We start from the raw sequence: 24456 nt of genomic DNA, 5'->3' as shown, positions 1-24456 counted from the left end.
TGAATCCACCTCAAAAGTATAAAAAAACCATCAAGTTTGTAACAATAAAGGAAGAAAAAAACTATCTTTACCCACAGAAGCTGGCTGGAATACTTCTTTTTTACCCATTTAAATTAAAAAAGGATTTCAATTTGCAACAAACAGGTTCTCAACAAAACTAGAAAGACTATGGATGAACAAGTTTTTTTTACACCGGACGAACATAAACAGCTAATAGCGCTATACAAAAGACTACTGCAACTATCAGGAGACACTCTGCAAAAAAACGACTGCTGCAATCTGAAAAAACATTTGGTTAAAGTCATGTCGGCGGGAAGCATACCTCGTAATGCCTTTGGTATGAATCCGATTATAAAAGACATGCAGACAGCTGTTATTGTGGCAGAAGAGATCGGTATGAGACGTGCCTCTATCCTAGGCATCATGTTGCATGAATCCGTAAAATATAATCTGTGTACATTAGAGTCAGTCAAACAAATGTATGGCGAGGATGTAGCTGGAATCATACACGGGCTGGTAAAGATAAATGAACTTTATGCCAAAAGTCCGACCATAGAATCAGAGAACTTCCGCAATCTGCTGCTCTCGTTTGCCGAAGACATGCGAGTTATCCTTATTATGATAGCCGACCGTGTAAACTTGATGCGCCAAATCAAAGACTGTTCGAATGAAGAGGCCAGATTACAAGTTTCGAACGAAGCTGCCTACCTGTATGCCCCACTGGCTCATAAACTGGGACTATACAAACTGAAATCGGAACTGGAAGACTTGTCACTGAAATATACTCAACATGATGTATATTACCACATTAAGGATAAGCTGAATGCCACAAAGGCTGCCCGCGACCGATATATTGATGCTTTTATCGAACCGGTAAAAAAGAAACTGGAAGAGACAGGACTGAAATTCCATATCAAAGGGCGTACCAAATCCATACATTCCATTTATCAGAAAATGAAAAAGCAGGGATGCCCGTTCGAAGGTGTGTATGATTTGTTTGCTATCCGAATCATACTTGACTCTCCGATTGATAAGGAAAAGCAAGAATGCTGGCAGGCCTATTCTATCGTAACAGATATGTATCTGCCCAATCCGAAACGTTTGCGCGACTGGCTGTCTGTGCCTAAAAGTAATGGCTACGAATCATTACATATAACTGTCATGGGGCCTGAAGGTAAATGGGTAGAAGTACAGATTCGTACCGAACGTATGGATGAGATAGCCGAAAAAGGACTTGCTGCTCACTGGAGATATAAGGGTATCAAAGGGGAAAGTGGTCTGGACGAATGGCTGAACTCTATTCGCGAAACACTGGAAAATGCAGACAGTGACCTGGAGGCTATGGATCAGTTCAAACTGGATTTATATAAAGATGAAGTTTTTGTTTTCACTCCTAAAGGGGATTTATATAAACTGCCGCAAGGGGCTACTGTGCTCGACTTTGCTTTTGCTATCCATACCAATTTGGGATGCCGATGCATCGGTGCCAGAGTGAATGGAAGAAATGTGCAGCTGAAACAAACGCTCAACAGTGGCGACCAGGTAGAAATAACTACTTCAAGCACACAAACTCCGAAGCGTGACTGGCTGAACTTTGTAACTACGTCGAAAGCAAAGACTAAAATCCGGCAGGCACTGAAAGAACTAGTAGCACGGCAGACTGAATTTGCTAAGGAAACACTGGAACGTAAATTCAAGAACCGCAAACTGGAATATGATGAAGCTATCCTGATGCGCCTTATCAAGAAACTGGGATTTAAGACTGTGACAGACTTTTACCAGAGTATTGCCAACGAAACGATGGAAATAAACGGCATTATCGACCGATATGTCGAAATGCAACGTAAGGAAACCGAACAACGGGAAGAAATAAGCTACCGAAGTGCTGAAGGTTTCAACATACAACAGACAACTGAAGGAAAAGATTACTACAAAGATGATGTATTGGTTATAGACCAGAATCTGAAAGGACTTGACTTCAACTTAGCTAAATGTTGTAATCCGATTTACGGAGATGATGTATTTGGTTTCGTGACAATATCAGGAGGAATCAAGATACACCGTTGTGACTGCCCGAATGCAAAAGAGATGAAAGCTCGTTTCCCCTATCGCATAGTCCGTGCACGATGGGCAGGAAAAAGCCAGGGCAAGCAATATCCCATCACACTCCGTATTGTGGGACACGATGATATAGGTATCGTAACAAACATTACTTCCATCATCAATAAAGAGGATAATATTCTGTTACGTTCTATCAGCATCGACTCACACGACGGACTCTTTTCGGGAATGCTTACAGTCATGGTAGATGATACCTCAAAACTGGAATCACTCATCAAAAAAATAAAGACTGTAAAAGGGGTGAAACAAGTAAACCGTGGATAATCATTTCTGCCTCCTTTTCAGCCTTTAAAAAACATGCCCAAGTTATGCACAAAACTTGGGCATGTTTTCATAAATTTATCGAGAATTTTTTTTATTTTCTGTACAAACTTTCTGAACATGTATACAACTATTTTTAGTTCATCAGCATACAAGTCCAGAATTCCACTCTTCTTTTCTTCATTACCCAGGCGTAACAAATGTTAATAAACCTAATTATGGCATATGAAATACAAAGAAAATCAATATCTTTAGGGCGTTTTTTTAAAATCTGAAGAAAAATGAAAAAAACTATCTTAACCACATTACTTTTAGTTGTGGCAGTACTGATGGTCATCGCTCAGGGTACAGCCGAAATCAAGTTCGAAAAGACAACACATAACTTTGGAGCTTTTTCCGAAAATAACCCTAAAGTCACTTGCAAATTCAAATTCACCAATACAGGAAATGGTCCGCTGGTAATTCATCAAGCTATCGCATCATGCGGATGTACAGTACCACAATATCCCAAAGAACCAATCAAGGCTGGTGAAAGCGGAGAAATAACAGTTACTTACAACGGAGCCGGAAAATTTCCCGGTCATTTCCGCAAGTCGATTACATTACGTACCAATGCCAAACAAGAGGTGGTACGTCTTTACATCGAAGGTGATATGACACCTAAAGGTTCAGAACCTCAACAGAACTAAAAGACAATAAACGCACAATAAAAAACATCCGGCTAGATCTTGTACACATAGATTTAGCCGGATGTTTTTTATTTACACTTGCACAATCCGATGGATTTAGTACTTTTGTATACACATTTAAAACAAACGACAATTCTAAAAACACACAAATCTATGAAAAATCTAATTCTCACAGCCATTGCTGTATGCAGTCTCAATACCATACAGGCACAAGAAATAAGTTACAAAAAGTGGGTAAAAGAAGCTCCTCGGCTGGAAGACTCTTTTTTCACTACTCCCAAAGCAAAAGAAGTGGCAGAAACTGTTCTTTTATACCAGCAACCTACAGGCGGATGGCCCAAAAACATTAATTTTTTTCAGACACCCGACAACAAAGAAAAAGCTTTGGAAATCAAAAATGACGTCAATGCCAGTACGATTGACAATGGAGCCACCACAACAGAAATAATCTATCTTTCCAGATTATACAACTCCACTCACGACGAAACATATAAAGAAGCGGCTATACGCGGACTGGACTATCTGTTCGAAGCTCAATACGAAAACGGTGGGTGGCCTCAGTTTTATCCGCGTCCTAAAGGATACTATGTCCAAATAACTTACAACGATAACGCCATGATAAATGTAATGAATCTGCTTCGCGATGTAAGTAACGGAAAATCCCCTTTCACCTACCTGCCAGAATCAACCCGCCAAAAAGCTCAGAAAGCAATAGATAAAGGAGTAGAATGTATACTCAAAACACAGGTTAAACAGCATGGTAAACTTACCGTTTGGTGCGCACAGCACGACCGTGAAACATTTGCTCCGGCAAAAGCGCGAGCTTATGAGCTTCCGTCACTGAGCGGAGCAGAATCGGCTAATATCGTAATTTATTTAATGCAGCTTACTAATCCTTCAGCAGAGGTTATTCAAAGTATAGAATCAGCAGTACAATGGTTCAAAGATTCAGAGATAAAAGGCATTAAAATAGAATCCTTCATCAATAAGGATGGAAAGAAAGACCGCCGTGTAGCACCATGTGAAGACTGTAAGCCAATGTGGGCAAGATTTTATGAACTAGAAACTAACCGTCCTTTTTTCTGCGACCGGGATGGTATAAAGTGCTATCATCTGTCCGAAATCGGCTATGAGCGTCGTAATGGATACAGCTGGCTGAACCGATCTGGAGAAAATGTTTATAAAGAATATGCTCAATGGCAAAAAAGAATAAGAAAATAAGACAGTCTGAAATATAACACACACAGAAATAAACTGAGTATTTTCTGAAAGGCAGTTATATACTATTCTACACAAACGGGTAGCATATAACTGCACTTTTTTTATGATACAAATTTACTAAAATTATGTAATTTACCAAAAACTTTAAACTTATCTTTTTACAGCCTTAAACTTGTATTTAGTTCCAATGCTATTTGAATAATCTATACTTGCATTGTTACCTTCCAAGCTTGTAAATTTATAATATTCTGTGATAGGGTCTTTTGTCGTACCTACAACCGTATTCCCTTCAAGTCTGTAAGTTCCAATGTAATAATCATCAAACATCGTGGTTCTATAACTACCGTCTTGATTAAGCTTCATATAAATATAGCCTTTAGGTATATCTATACTTTCTCCGTCTTGTTCTGCCCAAATTACATCCCATGTGCCGATTATTTGCTCTGATGTTACAAATACTTCATCATCATCCGAGCAAGAAGATAGAGATAAAACCATAGTTGCACATAGCAACATTAATCCAAATAACTTTTTCATTTTACAAATCTTTTAGTTAAACATATACTTATTGCAATAAATTCAATCTAAAGCAATGCCATACGTTTAACCCAAAAGAAAAGCGCAGACAATCGCCATACGCTGTCTTGGCTCACCACAAGCCACAATTCTTTATGGGAAAGTCTACGCCTTATAGGTGTAACTCCCAACAAGAATTGTATATAGCTCTCATGCGATTTGAGGTGGTGATTCAGACAGCGGTTGAGCTAAAATATGTCAAAATAAAGCAAACTGGATATTTCCAATTCGCCGCAAAGTTATGTAAAATGTTTTAAGTTTCAAAGTTTAAAGTTATATTTGCATTGCAATTCTTTTCTGACGCTACTTAATGAGATTTGAAGGAGGCTCATGTGAGTAGGGTCAAGGTTGCTCACTTAAAAAAGAAAGGAGTAATTATGTTAAGAATTACTACTAAGGTTAGAACTCAAGTTAGGGTTACTATCAAGAGAACTATCCGTGTAACTCGCAGAGGCTAATCTTTAACGAAAGAAGAAGAGTGATAGTTAAGTAAACTTCCAATTTTACTAGTTTCTCTAATAATTCTTTTTCCATATTCATATCATTTAGTGTTGTTTCGTATATAACTGCCTTCTGAAATTACAGAAAGCCAAAAGGCTCTATCAGTTCCCCACTTGTTGGAATGATAGAGCCTTTTATAAAAACGTGTAAATCTCAGGAATTAAAAGATTACACCCAAACGAAAACCGACATTACTTTGTCCTGTCACATCTCCAGTAAGCGTTGACATTTCATTAGTCATATAATTATAATATCCTGCTATGTGGAAACCAAAGCGGCGATAAGGAGAAGGATATATTTTTAAGCCAAGTTCTGGAGAGGCATAAAATCCCCATCCGTCATCGTATACTCCTTCTGTACCGTAGTATGTAGTATAACGAGTAAAAGCAGCTCCCAGTTTTACACCAACATACGGTTTCACATATCTGCCGTTATACAAATTATAGGAAACACTTGCACCAAAAGGTAACTGATAGGCTGAGCGCTGCTGATCTGTTGTCAACGCCTCAGTTGGAGATAGCTGAAGTGTCTGTCTGCCTATATATTTATGATTGGTATGAAAATTAATAAAGGCTCCTACCGACCAACGAGGTGTCAACTCATACAGCCCTTCAAAATTCATTCCCCATCCGCTTATCTTATCGGCAAAATCTGTAGAAACCGGTGCATTCATCTGCCAATCAACAATAAGATGTGCCTTTTGAGAATCCCACTGAGCGTAGCTTTGCGTTGCAAACATAGCCAAAGCACAGAATGCCAAGGCCAGTTTTTTGAATATACTATTTGTTTTCATTATTACCATCCTCCATTATTTTTCAGTATTGATATAAGTAGACTGATTGAAAGCCTGATCAACTCCATTCAGTAATAGCTGCATGTTTATTTTACTATTGTTATACTGGAAGCCGGATGCACTGGCATACCATACAACCGGAAGCTTTTTCTGAGTGCCATCTTCACTTTTATCAGTCAAGTCGACTATTTCCATAACCAGCGTATTAGTATCATAGCTATAAGTTACAGGATATGAATAATACCATCCACTCCACCAGGGTCCCCAAAAGCCACTGCTCCACCAGCCGCCAAACGGATCGCCCCAATAGCCACCACCAGTTATCACCTGATTGGTTTGTGAAACATATGAGAGCTGCAAACCTATATTTGCCTGTTCTTTTAATTCCGGGTCAGTAATACGTTCATATCCCCGACGATTCATCTGACTTTCTACCGCGCTGATAATCATTTTAGCATTCTCATCCTTCCAGTATGAAGCATGTACTCCACTTGCTTCCAAAATACTATCCGGCAAGAAATAAGTCTGAAAACTACTGAAGTCTGTATTACTGTCATGGTCTGTATATACCACCAGATCTGCATCCAGTTCTCCCATATCTGGATCTTTTTCGCACGACGCCATAAATACTCCCGTCATGCAAGCCATAATAAATAAAATCTTTTTCATAAGTCTTAAATTCATTATATTTACAAATATCACAATGAACGTCCCTTAAAGACACTGCTTTTCTGTATAGGCAAAACCACTCCGTTCAACGTCATTCGGTTGGAATTGAAATTAGGATTGATTTCCACCGTAGCTTTGTTTGTTCCCTTCGGCATACTGATATTTACCCGGGCAGAAATACCTGTTCCCATTACATTCATCGAAAGTGAAAGATTTCCTTTTTTATCAGTCTTTACTTCATAATCGGAAACACTGCCATCAACAGTTACGCCACCTATTCCGTTCGGACCACCGACAGGTATATTGAATGCCACCTGCACTACAGCTTTATCGCCTTTTACGGAAACAAAATTGGTATTCGAATTAACGTAAGCCATATTGCCGTATTTAAATACAACCTGGTCGGCTTCCAATGTAAAAGCCTTTTCATTAATAGCCTGTATAGCTTCGACAGCAAACAAGCTATCCAACTGTTCTTGCAAAGCTTTTTTCTCTTCACGAGACAACTTCTTCTCTGTGTCTTGTGCCTGAATATGCCCCGCCAATAAGGTCAAGGTCATTATCATAAATAATACAATCTTTTTCATAAGCTTCTTCTTTTTAAAAGTTTCAATTATAAAACAAATATATTGCTCTTTTGCTGTATACATATCATTTAAAAAAGTATAAAAGCCTGATAAAAAATTCTTTTCACATTTATAATTAGTATCTTTAGAGAAACACAAAGCAATCTTTTATATGTAACCTAAAAATCTCTAATTATGAATAACATAACAGACATCACCATCCTGATAGCCGTCATCGCACTGACCATGTGGCCCGTAGTCCTGCTCGTATTGAAAACAATGAACATCCGGAAGAAACGTCTGGAACATTTAGAACGTATGACAAAGACAGAGCTAGAGAGCATAAGTACACAAGAACTTGTTATCAGCGTGCTGAAAAAAATCGGCTGTCAGCCTGAAATAAACAATGAAGGACATGTTACATTTAAATATCAGGGAGATGATTTTTATATCGCCGCCGAAGAGGAAAACCGTTTCATCATGATATGGAATCCTTGGTGGAGATCAATCAATACTGACAACGAGGCTTTTCCTTACCTGAAAGAAATCATCAATCTGGTCAATGTCAATTCATTGGTTACAACAGTTTTTATGGTAGATGAAGATGAAAAGACCGTAGGAATCCATTCACACTGCCACACTTTTTTCTCACCCAACGAAGGTGAACTGGAAGACCACTTAAAAATGTTGCTCGACTATTTCTTCGACACCCACAATGCTATAAAAGAATACATGAACCAACTGGGCAATACTGCCGTAGCAGAAGAAGAAAAGAAAGAACGGGTAAAGGTAAAAGGATTTGCCGCATACAAAGAAAATACAGTTCCTATCGAGACAAAAACAGAATAAGCTCGCAAAAAATACGTAAATTTGCGGCATGAAACGAGTTTTAGAAGAAAATAAAGGAATCCCAGCATCACTATTGTGGATGCTGGCTATTATTGCAGGAATATCCGTTGCCAATCTGTATTATAACCAACCATTGCTAAATAAAATAAGTGAGGACTTACGGGTTTCTGAGTTTACAGCGAACCTGATTCCAATGACTACCCAAATCGGTTATGCGCTTGGATTGTTATTCATTATTCCCCTTGGAGATTTATATAAACGCCGTAACATCATTGTTATCAACTTCCTGTTACTTTCCGTAAGCATGTCGGGATTTGCTGTAGCCCAAAACATTTATTTTGTTTTACTGGCTTCGCTGATTACGGGCATCTGCTCTGTCATGCCACAGATTTTCATTCCGATAGCAGCACAGTTTTCACAGCCGGAAAAGAAAGCACAAAATGTAGGAGTTCTGGTAAGCGGACTGCTGACAGGAATCCTTGGCTCGCGGGTTGTAAGTGGTATTGTGGGAGAATACTGGGGATGGAGAACCATTTTTTACATTGCTTCTGTATTAATGCTTATCTGCATATTCGTTATTGTCCGCATATTGCCTGACATGCCTTCTAACTATAAAGGTACTTACACCGGACTAATGAAATCTGTATTTACTTTGGTAAAGGAAAATGCTACACTGCGACTGGTTTCTCTACGTGCCGGAATCTGTTTTGGATGTTTTCTTACTTTATGGGCATGCCTGGCCTTTAAAATGAGCGGAGCTCCTTTCTACGCCGGAAACAATGTCATCGGTATGCTTGGTTTATGTGGTATTGCCGGAGCTATGACTGCTTCCTTTGTCGGTAAGTTTGTACGTATACTGGGAATTAGAATGTTCAATTACATAGGTTGCAGCATCATGATTCTCTCATGGCTTATCCTCTATTTTTTTCAGGACAGCTATATCGGAATCATAGCCGGTATTATTCTGATTGATATCGGTATGCAGTGTGTACAGATAAGCAATCAGACTTGTGCATTGTCGCTCGTTCCACAAGCCTCGAACAGAGTCAATACTATTTTCATGACAACATATTTTCTGGGAGGATCACTTGGAACATTCCTTGCCGGTACATTCTGGCACCAGTTCGGATGGGCTGGAGTTACAGGTGTAGGTATCTGTCTGGCAAGTTGTTCATTACTGATTACTGCCTTTTCTAAACATTAATTCATTTCCACTGCCATGAATAAACTTCAGATTTATACCAACGACTGGCTGAAAATACATCCATATACAGCCGTACAACCTTCAGACAGTTATTTTGTAAACCTGTCGAACAAACTATATGGTGCTTGTACATTAACCACACTACCGGATATTTTCCGTAAAAAATTAAGTATGTACATTGCTGCCTATCTGGAAGATCAGATATCAGAATTAGGATTATGGCAAAGTTTTACAGCCGAACACAAACGTTTGTACGGCAAGTATCTTCCCTTTTACCCTACAAACTCCAATTACGTAGCTGATGAAATAAACGAGGAAGATATCCGTTTTATCATTTGGAATACATGGCAGAAAGCAGCTTCTCTGCACGAAAAGACATATATAAATCCCAATGAACACGCTATTGAAGAACAGGCAGGAATCTTTTACGGAATCTTGGAGGAAGCTTATGAAAATGCTCCCGAAAATGAATCCTTAAATCATTATTTCGACCATCCGGGCACCGCTGTAGAAGCAGACCGTAAACTGACATGGCTATTCGGAGATAATTATCTGACAGAGCCTTCGATGCTGCCTTATATCGAACAAATTGCTCCAAATGACCGTTTTATTGTACCTGTCGGCCCACTGGCATTGTTCCTGCATGAATGGATTTCCCTGCTTACAACGTCAGATGCCTGGAAACAAATAAACGGACTCTTTACCGGCAACCCTGAAATTCCACAAGAAATTCAGGACAAGAATCGGGAAATATACCGTAATTTTATTGAAGGTACAAATGGCAAGAGAATTGTTTATCTGAACGGTTACACCGAACTACGCCGCTTTCTGGTAAATGTTCTCAAATGGCAGGATGATGACAACCATACTCTCCCTCAAATGAAAGAATATAAAAATTTCATTTTAATGACAGAACCAGAAAAAGGAGTATTGCTTGCGAAAGATATCTGTGAATATATTGCTGATCGGGAAAACCCACTTTATGACAGCGAAAAAGCACAAGCAAATGCTTTCCGGATGCTTACAGAAGAAATGCTTTGTCCACCCGACCTATTGATACACTGCATAAACAACAAACTTATTCCCGACGCACAACTACCCGACGGAACAGAAAAAGAACTGGTACAGCAGAACGCAGACTTCATAGCCAGACATTCTTTATTATATTATTATCGGGGAGATTAATCTCAATTGTATAATAAAAACAGAGAGGTGAAAATATCTTTTTCAAGACTCCTTTCACCTCTCTGTTTTATATAAATCTAATCAGTCTTATTAAAATTCGATTACCAATGACTGACGAGCAGACAAAGTAAGATTCTCTGTAAAATCAATTTTCTTACCTGTTGAAACAATCTTTCCTTCCTTAGATTCTTTTGTCAAAGCTTGATAATGACTACTTGGCAGAACTTGCTCTCTATCCGTACTGTTCAAGACAATCATTTCTGTTTTACCTTCACTTGTACGAGCATACAAATATATTCCTTGTTCCGGAATATGATACTTTACAGTTTTGCTTTCTGACATCTTGTTAAGTTTTTAGTTTTGCGCCGCAAAGATAAAATTTAATGAAGCATTTATAAAAACAATAGTTCGTTAAAAATTCGCCAAGCCTAAGCGGCTCTGGCAGTAAATAAAATGAGTTCTTTGAAAAGTTTGTCAATAACTTGCGGGTCTGGGCTAATCCCAAACACGCAAATAAATCGTTCAAGCATATAAGCATTGTGTATGAAAGACTTGCAGGAGGATATGGAATAGGTTATTCCGAGCCTCTTACATGCCGCTTTGGCCAAGTTGACAGCAGCAAGCGATGCATTGAAGTGAAAATCCAATTTCCTGAAGTCGGTAGACTGGCAGTTGGTGATTCCTGCATGCTGCTTGCCATCTCTAAAGCAAAATTCCAGTTGGAACCTGGTTCTGTAATAATCCAGCACCTCGCGTCCATCCATGGAATCGTCTGTAGAGAAGTAAAGCTGCCACTTGTCTGTCCTCCCGTCCATCGGATACCAGACGGCTAAGGAAACATACCTTTTGAGAGCTTTTGCATATACCCTCAATCCGTATAGCTTTCCTTTGTTCACCTCGTATTCCTTGCACCGGGTCAGATCCAGATTGGCAAAGTCAATCCTGCCGTCAAACCACTTGGGATGACCCCGTTTTCCTGTTTTCTTTTCCAATGTCGGACAGTACATGACCACGTCATTCCGAAAGCGGCTGATGACATGGAAATCGTTCTCACACATAGGCGTTATGAATGTTTCCTTGGAAAAGAATGCGTCTGCAACCACCGTTCCGGAAATACTCTGTATCTTGTCTTTTCTACTGATAAGATAGCTGCTGTACCAGTCAACGAGGTTCTTGTCCATATTATCCAAGGTTTTACAATCCGGCGTCTGGATGGAACCTAAAGTCATGCATTCATGGTTGTCGATGTCAATGACACCGATGCCCATGATTTCCAATCCTCGCTTGTATTCTCCTGCACAACCGGACCAGAAGCAACCTATCCAAGGTGTCTTCTTGCCTGATTTGGGAATATAGGAAGGGTCGATGGCAATGGCTTTTCTTTTGCCTGTGAGATGCTTGCTGATGATAGAGCCGTTGAATGCAAACCAGTCGAAAGTTTCATGCTCAAAAAGGTTACGATAAGTCTGTTCTGAGAAACAGCCATATCTGCCCAATTGGAGGAAGTTTATACGATCCGGGATGGCCATGAATAATTTCATGGTGTCCATGAACGTTTTTTCAAAAGGTTTTTGTATATTCGCTACTGATTTGAGAGCCGACAGGCACTCGGATTGGTATTGCATAAGGAGTGTTTCTTTAGTCATAATCAGAAGAGTTCAGAGATTTCTAATTTACTAAAAACCAGCGAATTATGCAATACTTTTTTACCTTTATTATCAGCAGGTTAGCTCTCTTTTTTTCAGCACATTTCTTCATGCTTAACCATTCGTTTTTGACAACATTTCAATGACCTCTTTAGTGTTTCCGAACCGACTTTTGCCGGTTTTATTGTTTAACTTTTAATTTTTCGGTAAAAATTTACCGAAGTATTGTAAAAATAGAAATAGTTAAAAATCAAGTATTAGCATATTTTACTTGATTTATATCAAGAATATATTCTGTAAAAATACTCTATTTAAAGTCTTTTGATCTTCTACATATAGAGAATGCGAAAACAACAATGTATAAAAATATTTATGCATAAAAAGAAACCGGATACATATTTCAATGAAACATGCATCCGGTTTTCATATCATTTCAGAATCAAATCAGAACATAGTATTTTAATATTTTATTTTGAAAAGTCTTTCTTCCTGAAGTGATTCTTCTAACTATAACAGATTCCTTTAAAACTCACTCGTAAAATGGAATTTAATATGCTTGAAGTCCATCTGGGCCATCTGAAGAACATAACCGCTATCGGCCAGGAATACATCACGTCCCTCACGGTCTTTCGCCATATACTGGTATTTACGTTTCTTGAAGGCTTCCAGTTCAGCCGGATCATCACTTTCTATCCAGCATGCTTTATACAGACTGATAGGTTCCCAACGGCACTTAGCATTGTATTCATTCTCCAGACGATACTGAATAACTTCAAACTGCAACTGACCTACTGTTCCGATAATCTTTCGACCATTAAACTGATTGACAAACAACTGAGCAACACCTTCGTCCATCAGCTGATCAATACCCTTATTCAACTGCTTGGTTTTCATCGGGTCAGCATTTTCTATATACTTGAACATTTCAGGAGAGAAGCTGGGCAAGCCTTTAAAATGAAGCACTTCTCCTTCGGTCAATGTATCTCCGATCTTAAATGTTCCGTTATCAGGTAATCCAATAATATCACCAGCCCAAGCCTCATCGACCGTAGTCTTACGCTGTGCCATAAACTGAGTAGGCGAAGAAAAACGCATCGTCTTGTTATGGCGTACATGTAAATAAGGCGTATTACGAGTAAACTTACCCGAACAAACCTTACAGAAAGCAACACATGAACGATGGTTCGGGTCAATATTTGCCGTAATCTTAAAGACAAAACCTGTAAACTTTGGCTCATCTGGCATTACAGCACGCTCTTCTGCTTGTACTGGACGAGGACTAGGTGCAATTTCGACGAAACAATCCAACAATTCCTGCACACCGAAGTTATTTAATGCAGAACCGAAAAATACAGGTGCCAATTCGCCTTTCAGGTATTCGTCTACATTGAAAGCCGGATATACTCCGTCAATCAGTTCCAGCTCACCACGCAATTTATCAGCAAGTGGTGTACCAATATGATTATCCAGGTCTTCTGTATGGATATCAACTTCTACTTTTTCAGTCACTACCTGCTTGGAAGGCTGAAACAAATTCAACTTCTGTTCGTAGATGTTATATACCCCCTTAAAACGAGGACCGCTTTCAATAGGCCATGTCAGAGGACGAACATTGATAACCAGTTCTTCTTCCAGTTCATCCAACAAGTCGAACGGATCTTTTGCTTCACGGTCCATCTTGTTGACGAAAATAATAACAGGAGTGTTACGCATACGACATACTTCCATCAGCTTACGTGTCTGCGTTTCCACACCCTTTGCACCATCCACAACAATAATAACACTATCTACAGCAGTAAGTGTACGGTAAGTATCTTCCGCAAAGTCCTGGTGTCCCGGAGTATCTAGAATGTTGATTTTATAGTCGTGATAATCAAACTCCATCACAGAAGTTGTTACAGATATACCACGTTGCTTTTCGATGTCCATCCAGTCGGATGTCGCAGTTTTCTTAATCTTATTCGACTTAACAGCTCCAGCCACCTGAATCTGTCCACCGAAAAGCAATAACTTTTCAGTCAACGAAGTCTTACCGGCATCCGGATGCGCAATAATCGCAAATGTACGTCTTCTTTCTATTTCAGCGTTCATTCTTATTTATCTATTTACCTTTTTATTTATCTTGATAACAGTTTATCGATACATTCTTTCAGGCTGTCTACCCAATAAGGAATTTCTATACCATACGTTTCCTTAATTTTCGTTTTATCGAGTACGGAATAATGAGGACGGTTCGCCTTTGTAGGATATTCTTCCGTATGAAGAGGTCTAAGTTTACAAGTTCCAATACCAGCCAGATGATGAATCATCTGAGTAAAATCGTACCACGAACAAACTCCTTCATTACTATAATGATATATACCTGGAACAATACCTTTATTGATAGCTGCAAAAATAGCAACAGCCAGATCACACGCATAAGTAGGAGTTCCAATCTGATCGAATATTACTCCTAATGCTTCTTTTTCCTTACCCAAACGAATCATAGTCTTCACGAAGTTATTTCCGAAAGTAGAATATAACCACGCAGTACGGATAATCATCGTATTGGAACAATATTTCATAGCCTCCTGTTCACCGGCAAGTTTAGTCGTTCCATAAACAGAGTCAGGACAAGTAGCCTGTTCTTCCTTATAAGGAATATGCGCAGTCCCATCGAAAACATAATCGGTAGAAACCTGTACCAGATATCCTCCACGGCTTTGAATAGCCTTTGCCAAATATCCCGGAGCAAAATGATTCAGCTTGTCACAAAGTTCTCTATCATCTTCCGCTTTATCAACAGCAGTATATGCTGCGCAATTCACAATAATATCTATTTGATGATCAGTTACGAAATTCATCACAGCCTGCTCATCACATATATCCAGTTCAGCAACATCTGTAAAAAAGTATGTATACTCTTTATTAACCTCTGCAAGCAAACGCATTTCATTACCCAATTGTCCGTTTGCTCCTGTAATCAAAATATTCTTCATCTCACTATTTGATTTATTCCAGATCCAGTTCTCCCTGTTTATCCTTTATATAATATCCGGCAAGCATAGCCAGTAAATCTCCTATTACTTTCAATGCTTTCTGTGTGCCTTCGGTAATTTCCTTTTTCTGAAGCTTCAACATCAGGACACCATACATGGCATCAAAACAAGTTTCAAGTTCAGGCACATCTTTATCGGCTCCTTTTGAGCGTAATTCCACAATAAAAGGCAAGGCTTTATAATAAGCTGCGCTATAATACGGAAATTTAGGAGAAGCCAGCAAACGCAAATGCAAATCAGTCAACCAGACGATTATATTTTTATTAATCTGGATATGCCCTTTTTCCATCACACCCTCATCATGCATCATATTAATAAGATCGGCATACCATTGTATCAATGCTTTTTTCTGCTCTTCAGACAATGAAGGATAAGGCTCTACAATATTTTTTTTAATCCGCTCTATATCAAAACCGTTAGCACGAATCAAATCTTCCACCTGCCACATATACAGCAGGTATTCGGCAATATTCTGTTGTTTTAATTGTTGAGAAATATACATATCAAGATAAAGATTTTCCTGCAATAGCCAATACGATACCAATAATCGAAGCAATTATCACTACCACGCCGATAATACGATTCAAGATCCAAATACCTCGTACATTAAAGCGTGTACGTACCTTATTTACAAAATAGGTAATGCCAAACCACCATGTCAAGGCTCCTATGATAATAGCGAGATATCCCACCAATTGAAATCCCAACGGACTACCCGGCATTACAAACGAAAAGCGGGCAAACAAACCAATAAAAAGAAAGATTATCAATGGGTTGGAGAATGTAACAAAAAAAGCAGTAATAAAATTATGAAGATAAGTACCACGATTGGCAGAAGTGGGGCGAAGAGATTTTACCGGATTACTGCGAAAAGTATATATACCGAAAGCCAGCAACATTATACTACCAACAATCTGAAGAAAAATCTGGTGTTTAAGAATCAGTTCATCCATAAAGCTCATGCCGTACCCTGTTATCAAGGCGTAACATATATCGCTTAAGGCAGCTCCCAAACCTGTTACAAAACCAAACCAGCGTCCCTTGTTCAGTGTCCGCTGAATACAAAGTACGCCCACAGGTCCAAGAGGAGCTGAAACCACTACCCCAACAATAAACCCTTTCACCAATAAATCCAGTATAGTAACCTGTTCTATCCAATTCATAGTGCAAAGATGCTACTTTTTTTATAAAGTACCTATATTTCGTTTCGTTTTTCTTTCGTACAAAAAGGAGTTTATGTAACTTTGCACTGCATTATTCCGATAATAAGATTATCATTTTAACAAACATAAACAAGTGCTATGATTCTATTTTTCAGAACACCCACTAACAGTGTAATTGCTACCGAATGTAGTAAAGAACTGAACTCTGAAGACATCAAGAAATTATGTTGGCTGTACAGCGACGCTACTGTAGAAGTGGAAGAAAACCTTAAAGGCTGGTTCATCGGTCCACGACGTGAAATGATTACTCCGTGGAGTACAAATGCCGTCGAAATTACTCAAAACATGGGTCTGGAAGGCATCCGCCGTATCGAGGAATATTTTCCGGTAAAAGATGAAAACGCAGATCATGACCCGATGCTGCAACGTATGTATCACGGGCTGGATCAAAAAATATTCGATGTAAACATTAAGCCTCAGCCAATCGTTTACATTGAGAACCTAGAAGAATATAACGAACAGGAAGGTCTTGCACTTTCACGTGAAGAAATGGACTATCTGCTGAAAGTAGAAAAAGACCTGGGTAGAAAACTGACAGACTCTGAAGTTTTCGGATTTGCACAAATCAACTCAGAACACTGCCGCCACAAAATATTTGGTGGAACATTTATCATCGACGGACAGGAAATGGAATCATCACTTTTCCAGATGATCAAAAAAACCACTCAAGAAAATCCTAACAAAATCATTTCTGCCTACAAAGATAATGTGGCATTTGCTGAAGGTCCGGTAGTAGAACAATTTGCTCCAAAGGATCACTCAACTTCCGATTATTTCATCATCAAAGATATAAAAACAGTTATCTCTCTGAAAGCAGAGACACACAACTTCCCGACAACCGTAGAACCATTTAATGGTGCTTCTACAGGTACAGGAGGAGAAATCCGTGACCGTATGGGCGGTGGTAAAGGTTCATGGCCTATTGCGGGAACTGCTGTTTATATGACTTCATACCCACGTACAGACGAAGGCCGTGAATGGGAAAATATCCTTCCTGTACGCAAATGGCTGTATCAGACTCCTGAACAAATCCTGATTAAAGCGTCGAATGGTGCTTCTGACTTCGGTAACAAATTTGGTCAGCCACTTATTTGTGGTTCTGTACTTACTTTCGAACACCAGGAAAACAATGAAAAATATGCTTACGATAAAGTAATCATGCTTGCCGGAGGTGTTGGATACGGTACACAACGCGACTGCTTGAAGGGTTCTCCCGAAGCTGGTAATAAAGTAGTTGTGATGGGTGGTGATAACTACCGCATCGGTTTAGGTGGTGGTTCTGTATCATCTGTAGAAACAGGACGTTATTCTTCAGGTATCGAGTTGAACGCTGTACAGCGTGCCAATGCAGAAATGCAGAAACGTGCTTATAACGTAGTACGCGCATTGTGTGAAGAAGATGAAAATCCGATTGTTTCTATCCACGACCACGGATCGGCCGGACACGTTAACTGTTTGTCTGAGTTAGTAGAAGATTGTGGTGGTCTGATTCACATGGACAAGCTTCCTATCGGCGACGAAACATTGTCTGCAAAAGAAATTATTGCCAACGAATCTCAAGAACGTATGGGATTGCTGATTGATGAAAAAGCAATCGAACATGTACAGAAGATTGCCGACCGCGAACGTTCTCCTATGTACGTTGTTGGAGAAACAACAGGCGATCACCGTTTTGCATTCGAACAAGCTGATGGCGTACGTCCGTTCGACTTGGCAGTAGACCAGATGTTTGGTTCTTCTCCTAAAACATACATGGTAGACAAGACTGTAGAACGTCATTATGAAAATGTATCATACGATACTGCAAAATTAAATGAATATATCCGTCAGGTACTGCAATTGGAAGCAGTAGCTTGTAAAGACTGGTTAACCAACAAGGTAGACCGTTCAGTTACAGGTAAGATTGCACGCCAGCAGTGCCAGGGTGAACTCCAGTTGCCGTTGAGCGACTGTGGTGTTGTAGCTCTTGATTATCGTGGAGAAAAGGGTATTGCAACAGCATTAGGTCATGCACCTCAGGCTGCATTGGCAAATCCTGCTGCAGGTTCTGTACTTGCTGTTTCAGAAGCTCTGACCAATATTGTATGGGCTCCTATGGCAGAAGGACTCGACAGTATTTCTTTATCAGCCAACTGGATGTGGCCTTGCCGCTCACAGGAAGGTGAAGATGCACGTTTGTATACAGCAGTAAAAGCTCTGTCTGATTTCTGCTGCGCATTACAAATCAATGTGCCTACTGGTAAAGACTCTTTGTCAATGACTCAGAAATATCCGAACGGAGAAAAAATCATCAGCCCGGGAACTGTTATAGTTTCTGCAGGAGGAGAAGTTTCGGATGTCAAGAAGGTTGTTTCTCCAGTTATGGTCAACAAAGACAAGTCAACTTTCTACCACATCGACTTCAGTTTTGACGAACTTCGTTTAGGTGGTTCTGCATTCGCTCAGTCACTGAATAAAGTTGGTGACGACGTACCAACCGTACAGAATCCGGAATACTTCCGCGATGCCTTCCTTGCTATTCAAGAACTGGTAGACAAACAACTGATTCTTGCCGGACACGATATTTCAGCCGGAGGTATGATTACTACTTTACTTGAAATGTGTTTCGCTAACACAGAAAGTGGTATGGAAATCAACCTCGACAAAATTAAGTGCGATGATATCGTCAAGATTTTGTTTGCTGAAAACCCAGGTGTTATCATTCAGGTAGCAGACAAACACAAATCTGAAGTAAAGAAGATTCTGGACGAAGCCGGTGTAGGTTATGTCAAGATTGGTGTTCCTACAGAAGAACGTCATATCTTAGTAACTAAACACGATGCAACTTATCAGTTCGGCATTGATTATCTGCGCGATGTATGGTATTCTACTTCATATCTGCTCGACCGCAAACAGAGTATGAACGGATGTGCCAAGAAACGTTTCGAAAACTATAAGCAACAACCTTTGGAAGTTGTATTCGATAAATCATTCACTGGTAAATTATCACAGTTCGGCCTTAATCCCGACCGTCGTACACCAAGTGGAATCAAAGCTGCCATTATCCGTGAAAAAGGAACCAACGGTGAACGCGAAATGGCATACATGCTCTACTTGGCTGGATTCGATGTGAAAGATGTTACCATGACTGACCTGGTAAGCGGACGAGAAACTTTGGAAGACATCAACATGGTAGTTTACTGTGGTGGTTTCTCCAACTCAGACGTATTAGGATCTGCAAAAGGTTGGGCGGGAAGCTTCTTGTTTAATCCGAAAGCTAAAGCAGCCCTCGACAATTTCTACGCTCGTGAAGATACACTGTCACTGGGTGTTTGCAACGGTTGCCAGTTGATGATGGAACTTGGTCTGATTACTCCGGAAGACAAGAAAAAAGGCAAGATGCTGCACAACGACTCTCACAAATTCGAATCAGCATTCTTGGGTGTAACAGTACCGATGAACCGCAGTGTAATGTTCGGATCTTTGAGTGGTTCAAAACTGGGTATCTGGGTAGCTCATGGAGAAGGTAAGTTCTCATTGCCTTATCCGGAAGATCACTACAACGTGGTATTGAAATATTCATATGACGAATATCCAGGTAATCCGAACGGCTCAGACTACAGCGTAGCTGGTATCGCTTCTCAGGATGGACGTCATCTGGCAATGATGCCACACTTGGAACGTGCGTGCTTCCCATGGGAAAACGCTTATTATCCATTAGGCCGTAAAGACAACGACCAGATCACTCCGTGGATGGAAGCCTTTGTCAATGCACGCAAATGGGTAGAAGCTCATAAGAAATAAAAATATCACTTGATTTATAAAAAGGTGCTGTTCTTTTACCAGAAGAAACAGCACCTTTTATTTTTCTTCGTTTTGTTTTGAGAAATCAGCCTTTTTCCCGACATTTGCATAATTTCATTCTCGGAACAAAACAAATAATAATGAAACGAACGACTCTAATTATAACGTGCTTATTACTATCGTTTTTCCTTCCGCTACAAGCCCAGATTTTTGAATATATCGATATGGATAATGGACTCAGCAGCCGAAGAGTTTTATCTATCCAGCAAGATAAACAAAATTATATATGGATTCTTACTCACAAAGGTCTTGACCGGTATAATGGAAAGCAATTCAAGCACTACCAACTCCACCGATGCAACAATCCTCTCAGCTTCTATCCCAATCTGAATTTTCTTTATACAGATAAAGACAGTACTATTTGGGAAGTCGGCAAAGATGGATTCGTTTTTCGTTACGACGAACAAAGAGATTCCTTCCAGCTAGCGTTCGACTTACGGGCAACATTTCCCGCACTGAAAAAAGCTCCTATATCCAGTGTTTACATGGATTCAGAAGCAAATATTTGGTTTTGCACAAACCAAAGCCAATACATATATAATTATCATCAAAGCAAAAATTATCAGTTGTCACCTGTTATTTCAGATAAAATTATCTGCATAACTCAGGCTGAGAAAAACAAATATTATCTCGCATCCGAACATTTGTTATACGAAGTACAACTGAAAGGAGAACAACTCACTGAAATAAAGAAGATACAACTTCCCAATGTTCATCTGATAGACCACATATATTACCATAGCCCGACCAAGCAATTGATAATAAATACGTTGCTAGACAAATTGTTTATATACGATATCAAGGAAAAACAACTGGAAAGCATAGGCAACTCCATGAAAGACATCGGAGTAAACAAGATTATTCCAAGCAAGAAAGAGAAAGATGTCCTCCTCATTGCAACAGACGGTGACGGAGTATATAAACTGAACTTGAAACAATTAACGTTAAATCACTTTCTGAAAGAAGATACCCGTAAGCCTAATAAGATGAACGGAAGTATCATCAAAGATATTTATATGGATAGTGCCAACCGAATCTGGAATGTTATCTATCCAACAGGTATCACCATATACACCGAAAAATATCCTGCTTACGAATGGTTCATGCACTCAGCCAATTACACTAATTCGCTGGCAAACAACTGTATAAACGGAGTTATGGAAGATTCGGAAGGTGATTCCTGGTATGCAACGAGCAACGGTATATGTTATTTTGATGTAAGTGAAAACAAATGGATAAACTTCTCACCATCACATTCACCAAATGGAGAACGAAGTGAGAATCACATATTTACGTCACTATGCGAAAGCAGTCCTGGTATCATCCTGGCAGGAGGATACATGTCCAGCATTTATAAAATAGACAAAAGAACAAAAGAAGTAACCTTTTTCCAGCAACAAAACATCCGGCAAGGAGAAGGGCCAGATAAGTATATCCGCAGCATTTACCGCGACAATGAAAGACTTATCTGGATTGGAGGATTTTACCGACTAAAATCATATAGCCTGACGACAAAGGAGGTTTGTGAATACAACATTGGTTATCCTATTACATGTATTACTCAAAAAGATGAGCATTCTTTATGGATAGGAACAATCAATGGAGTCTTTGTATTCGATAAATTAAAAAAACAAGCCATACCTCTGGATACGGAATTTGATATTCAATGTATCAACATGATATACAATGATCCGTCAGGAAACTATACATATTTCGGTACGTACGGTGACGGATTATTTATTTTCGAAAAGAAGACAAGAAAAGTAACCCGATATTACGACGAAAACTGTGGACTAATCAGTAACAACATATACAGTATCGTACCAGACAGAAACGGAGATCTTTATCTTGGAACAGAAAATGGACTGTCCTTTTTCGACATAAAGGCCAACAAGTTTATCAACTGGACCAAAGAACAAGGATTGCTGGCTGCCAGCTTTAATCCTAACGCGGCCATACATTCGCGCGACGGTTACATGATATTCGGAAGCAATGAAGGAGTCATCGTATTACCCGATAGTATTCAGCTTCCGGAAACATTTTCCAGCCACATGATATTCTCTGATCTGAGTATCATGTATCGTACCGTACATCCGGGAGAAAAAAATTCCCCCCTTACTCAGGCGTTGGACAAAACTTCATGCATTGAGCTGGACTACGATCAGAATACATTTTCGATGAACGTATCGTCTATCAACTTCGACAATCCTTCCAACATCATGTACAGCTGGAAGCTGGAAGGATTTTATGATCGCTGGTCACCACCTTCAAGCGATAACCTGATAAGATATACCAACCTGTCACCGGGAAATTATACATTACGCGTGCGTGCTATACTGATGGACAACCATCAGATTCTGGAGGAACGTGAAATACAAATTTTAATCGGACGCCCTATCTGGATGACATTCTGGGCATTCCTATTGTACGCCCTGATTATTATCGGAATTAGCTATGCTATTATCCGTTACCAGATGATACGCCGCGACAAGCAGATTTCACAAGCCAAAATCAACTTTTTCATGCAAACGGCACACGACATACGTACGCCGCTGACGTTGATAAAAGCACCGTTAGGAGAAATCCTGAAGAATGAACAACTTACAGAACAAGGTACAACCAACCTGAACCTTGCCATACAAAGCACGGATAATCTTTCGGAGCTGGCAAACAACCTGATGGACTTTCAGAAGGAAGAATTATATAGCTCCAAGATATCAGTAGTACGCTATGAACTGAATCAATATATACAAAATTATATGCAACAGTTCAAAGCATATGCAGAACAAAAAGGAATAGACTTCCAGTATAAAAGTAGCTTTACCAGTCTGGAAGTCTGGATAGACCAGAACAAGATAGATTCCATTTTGCAAAATCTGCTGAGCAACGCATTAAGATATACACCAAAAGGAGGAAGTGTCACCATAGAAACAGACCATAATAAGAACCGGTGGATATTGACTATAAAAGATACCGGAATAGGAATTCCTAAAGAAGACCAGAAAAAATTATTCAAATTCTTATTCAGGGGAAAAAATGCAACCAATCAGCTTATCACCGGATCTGGAGTTGGCATGCTACTTACTTACAGACTTATCAAAAACCATGAAGGAAAAATAAGTTTCAGCAGTACAGAAAATGTAGGAACAACATTCCAGTTAAGCTTCCCGATTCAGAGCGAACATTATCAATACAGAAATGAAGGTGTTGATCAGAATCTCAGAACCGTTTTGTTGCAAGATGGTATAGTTGCCCCTATGCCCGAAGCAGAACAGACACAAATTACGGCTCATCCTGACAGTCCTCGAATCATGATAGTAGAAGATAATGCCAGCCTTCGTTTATTCCTGATGAAAAGCTTGTCGGATATCTATCAGGTAGATGGAGCCGAGAACGGTCAAGAGGCAATAGACAAGATAAAAGTTCAGCAACCCGACTTGATTATATCGGATGTTATGATGTCGGTTATGGACGGGGAAACGATGTGCCGTACACTGAAGTCGGATATCGAAACCAGCCACATACCTATCATCCTGCTGACAGCTTTAGGCGACAAGAAAGATATTCTCCGCGGACTGGAAACAAAGGCTGATATGTACATTACCAAGCCTTTCGACCTGATGGTGCTGAGAGCCAATATCAGCAACATATTGGAGAACAGGGAAATCATACGCAAGAAACTTCAGCAAGCGTCGGTCAATATCGAGTCTAAAACAGAAGATATACCGATGCCGACCAACCTGGACAACGAATTCATGCAAAAGGTTACCGTACTGGTAAAAGAAAATTTAGGCAAAGACCTTACGGTAGATACCCTTTGTGCTGGAATGAATATGAGTCGTACCAGTTTCTATAACAAGATAAAAGCACTTACAGGAATGGCTCCAAATGATTTTATAAGAAATATACGTATGCAAGAGGCAGCTGCTCTTCTCAAAAGCCAGCGGTATACTGTAGCCGAAGTAGCCGACATGATGGGATTTGCAGATCCTAAATATTTTACCGATACGTTCAAGAAATTTTACGGCGTGCCACCTAGCATATACAAGAAAAATGAAGAATAAACAATAA

Annotated in this window: 18 protein-coding genes; 8 read left to right on the top strand and 10 right to left on the bottom strand. The window is 39.6% G+C overall.

What is annotated here, in order from left to right:
• The first annotated feature begins 168 nt into the window (after positions 1–168).
• From ACDG22_RS07990 to pelA, 3 genes are all read left to right on the top strand, one after another.
• On the top strand, positions 169–2385 hold the full coding sequence (locus tag ACDG22_RS07990; protein ID WP_022124739.1) for a RelA/SpoT family protein: 2217 nt from the start codon (positions 169–171) through the stop codon (positions 2383–2385).
• Between the two features lie 278 nt (positions 2386–2663).
• The gene (locus ACDG22_RS07985) at positions 2664–3071 is read left to right on the top strand and encodes a DUF1573 domain-containing protein (protein WP_022124738.1); all 408 of its coding nucleotides are present in this window, start codon (positions 2664–2666) and stop codon (positions 3069–3071) included.
• A 153-nt stretch (positions 3072–3224) separates the two neighbouring features.
• The gene (gene pelA / locus ACDG22_RS07980; RefSeq protein WP_270230484.1) at positions 3225–4292 is read left to right on the top strand and encodes a pectate lyase; all 1068 of its coding nucleotides are present in this window, start codon (positions 3225–3227) and stop codon (positions 4290–4292) included.
• A 150-nt stretch (positions 4293–4442) separates the two neighbouring features.
• Here the strand turns inward: pelA and ACDG22_RS07975 are convergent, their stop codons facing one another.
• The 4 genes from ACDG22_RS07975 to ACDG22_RS07960 all read right to left on the bottom strand — a co-directional run bounded on the left by ACDG22_RS07975 (position 4443) and on the right by ACDG22_RS07960 (position 7418).
• Entirely contained in the window at positions 4443–4829 is a 387-nt protein-coding gene (locus ACDG22_RS07975; RefSeq protein WP_270212551.1) for a hypothetical protein, read from the bottom strand.
• A gap of 700 nt (positions 4830–5529) precedes the next feature.
• Positions 5530–6171 carry an outer membrane beta-barrel protein gene (locus tag ACDG22_RS07970; RefSeq protein ID WP_270230485.1) on the bottom strand — a complete coding sequence of 214 codons (642 nt, stop codon included), beginning with the start codon at positions 6169–6171 and terminating at the stop codon, positions 5530–5532.
• Between the two features lie 6 nt (positions 6172–6177).
• Positions 6178–6831 (bottom strand): DUF4136 domain-containing protein, encoded by a 654-nt coding sequence (locus tag ACDG22_RS07965; protein WP_178601350.1) that lies wholly within the window; start codon positions 6829–6831, stop codon positions 6178–6180.
• A 29-nt stretch (positions 6832–6860) separates the two neighbouring features.
• On the bottom strand, positions 6861–7418 hold the full coding sequence (locus tag ACDG22_RS07960; protein WP_270230486.1) for a DUF4251 domain-containing protein: 558 nt from the start codon (positions 7416–7418) through the stop codon (positions 6861–6863).
• Positions 7419–7601: 183 nt separating this feature from the next.
• Here ACDG22_RS07960 and ACDG22_RS07955 point away from each other — a divergent pair, with 183 nt between their 5' ends.
• Genes ACDG22_RS07955 through ACDG22_RS07945 form a run of 3 tightly spaced genes read left to right on the top strand, consistent with a single transcriptional unit; the run spans position 7602 to position 10635 of the window.
• Positions 7602–8246, top strand: coding sequence for a YbjN domain-containing protein (locus ACDG22_RS07955; protein WP_270230489.1), 645 nt, complete (start codon positions 7602–7604; stop codon positions 8244–8246).
• Between the two features lie 28 nt (positions 8247–8274).
• A complete protein-coding gene (locus ACDG22_RS07950; protein ID WP_007569076.1) occupies positions 8275–9450 on the top strand; it encodes an MFS transporter in 1176 nt (391 codons plus the stop codon).
• A gap of 15 nt (positions 9451–9465) precedes the next feature.
• Entirely contained in the window at positions 9466–10635 is a 1170-nt protein-coding gene (locus ACDG22_RS07945) for a DUF3843 family protein (RefSeq protein WP_118485015.1), read from the top strand.
• 90 nt (positions 10636–10725) lie between these two features.
• Here ACDG22_RS07945 and ACDG22_RS07940 read toward each other — a convergent pair whose 3' ends face one another.
• The 6 genes from ACDG22_RS07940 to ACDG22_RS07915 form a co-directional block, all read right to left on the bottom strand.
• Positions 10726–10977 carry a cyclomaltodextrinase C-terminal domain-containing protein gene (locus ACDG22_RS07940; RefSeq protein ID WP_270230487.1) on the bottom strand — a complete coding sequence of 84 codons (252 nt, stop codon included), beginning with the start codon at positions 10975–10977 and terminating at the stop codon, positions 10726–10728.
• 86 nt (positions 10978–11063) lie between these two features.
• A complete protein-coding gene (locus tag ACDG22_RS07935) occupies positions 11064–12281 on the bottom strand; it encodes a transposase (RefSeq protein ID WP_370858837.1) in 1218 nt (405 codons plus the stop codon).
• 522 nt (positions 12282–12803) lie between these two features.
• Positions 12804–14378 carry a peptide chain release factor 3 gene (locus ACDG22_RS07930; protein ID WP_178270199.1) on the bottom strand — a complete coding sequence of 525 codons (1575 nt, stop codon included), beginning with the start codon at positions 14376–14378 and terminating at the stop codon, positions 12804–12806.
• Positions 14379–14398: 20 nt separating this feature from the next.
• Positions 14399–15259, bottom strand: a complete 861-nt coding sequence (gene rfbD / locus ACDG22_RS07925) for a dTDP-4-dehydrorhamnose reductase (RefSeq protein WP_178270160.1) — start codon at positions 15257–15259, stop codon at positions 14399–14401.
• 13 nt (positions 15260–15272) lie between these two features.
• Positions 15273–15821 carry a DUF4924 family protein gene (locus ACDG22_RS07920; RefSeq protein WP_007569090.1) on the bottom strand — a complete coding sequence of 183 codons (549 nt, stop codon included), beginning with the start codon at positions 15819–15821 and terminating at the stop codon, positions 15273–15275.
• 1 nt (position 15822) lies between these two features.
• Complete coding sequence (locus ACDG22_RS07915) at positions 15823–16482, bottom strand: LysE family translocator (RefSeq protein ID WP_022125559.1); 660 nt, start codon at positions 16480–16482, stop codon at positions 15823–15825.
• A 138-nt stretch (positions 16483–16620) separates the two neighbouring features.
• Here ACDG22_RS07915 and purL point away from each other — a divergent pair, with 138 nt between their 5' ends.
• Both purL and ACDG22_RS07905 read left to right on the top strand, forming a co-directional pair.
• Positions 16621–20325 (top strand): phosphoribosylformylglycinamidine synthase, encoded by a 3705-nt coding sequence (gene purL, locus ACDG22_RS07910; RefSeq protein WP_178270161.1) that lies wholly within the window; start codon positions 16621–16623, stop codon positions 20323–20325.
• A 140-nt stretch (positions 20326–20465) separates the two neighbouring features.
• Positions 20466–24449, top strand: a complete 3984-nt coding sequence (locus ACDG22_RS07905; RefSeq protein ID WP_178270162.1) for a hybrid sensor histidine kinase/response regulator transcription factor — start codon at positions 20466–20468, stop codon at positions 24447–24449.
• The last annotated feature ends 7 nt before the right edge of the window (positions 24450–24456 follow it).

This window comes from Phocaeicola coprocola (genome assembly GCF_041333015.1).
Classification (GTDB): domain Bacteria; phylum Bacteroidota; class Bacteroidia; order Bacteroidales; family Bacteroidaceae; genus Phocaeicola; species Phocaeicola coprocola.
The sequence above is the reverse complement of the archived record's forward strand: the minus strand, read 5'-3'. Positions and strand labels throughout refer to the sequence as shown.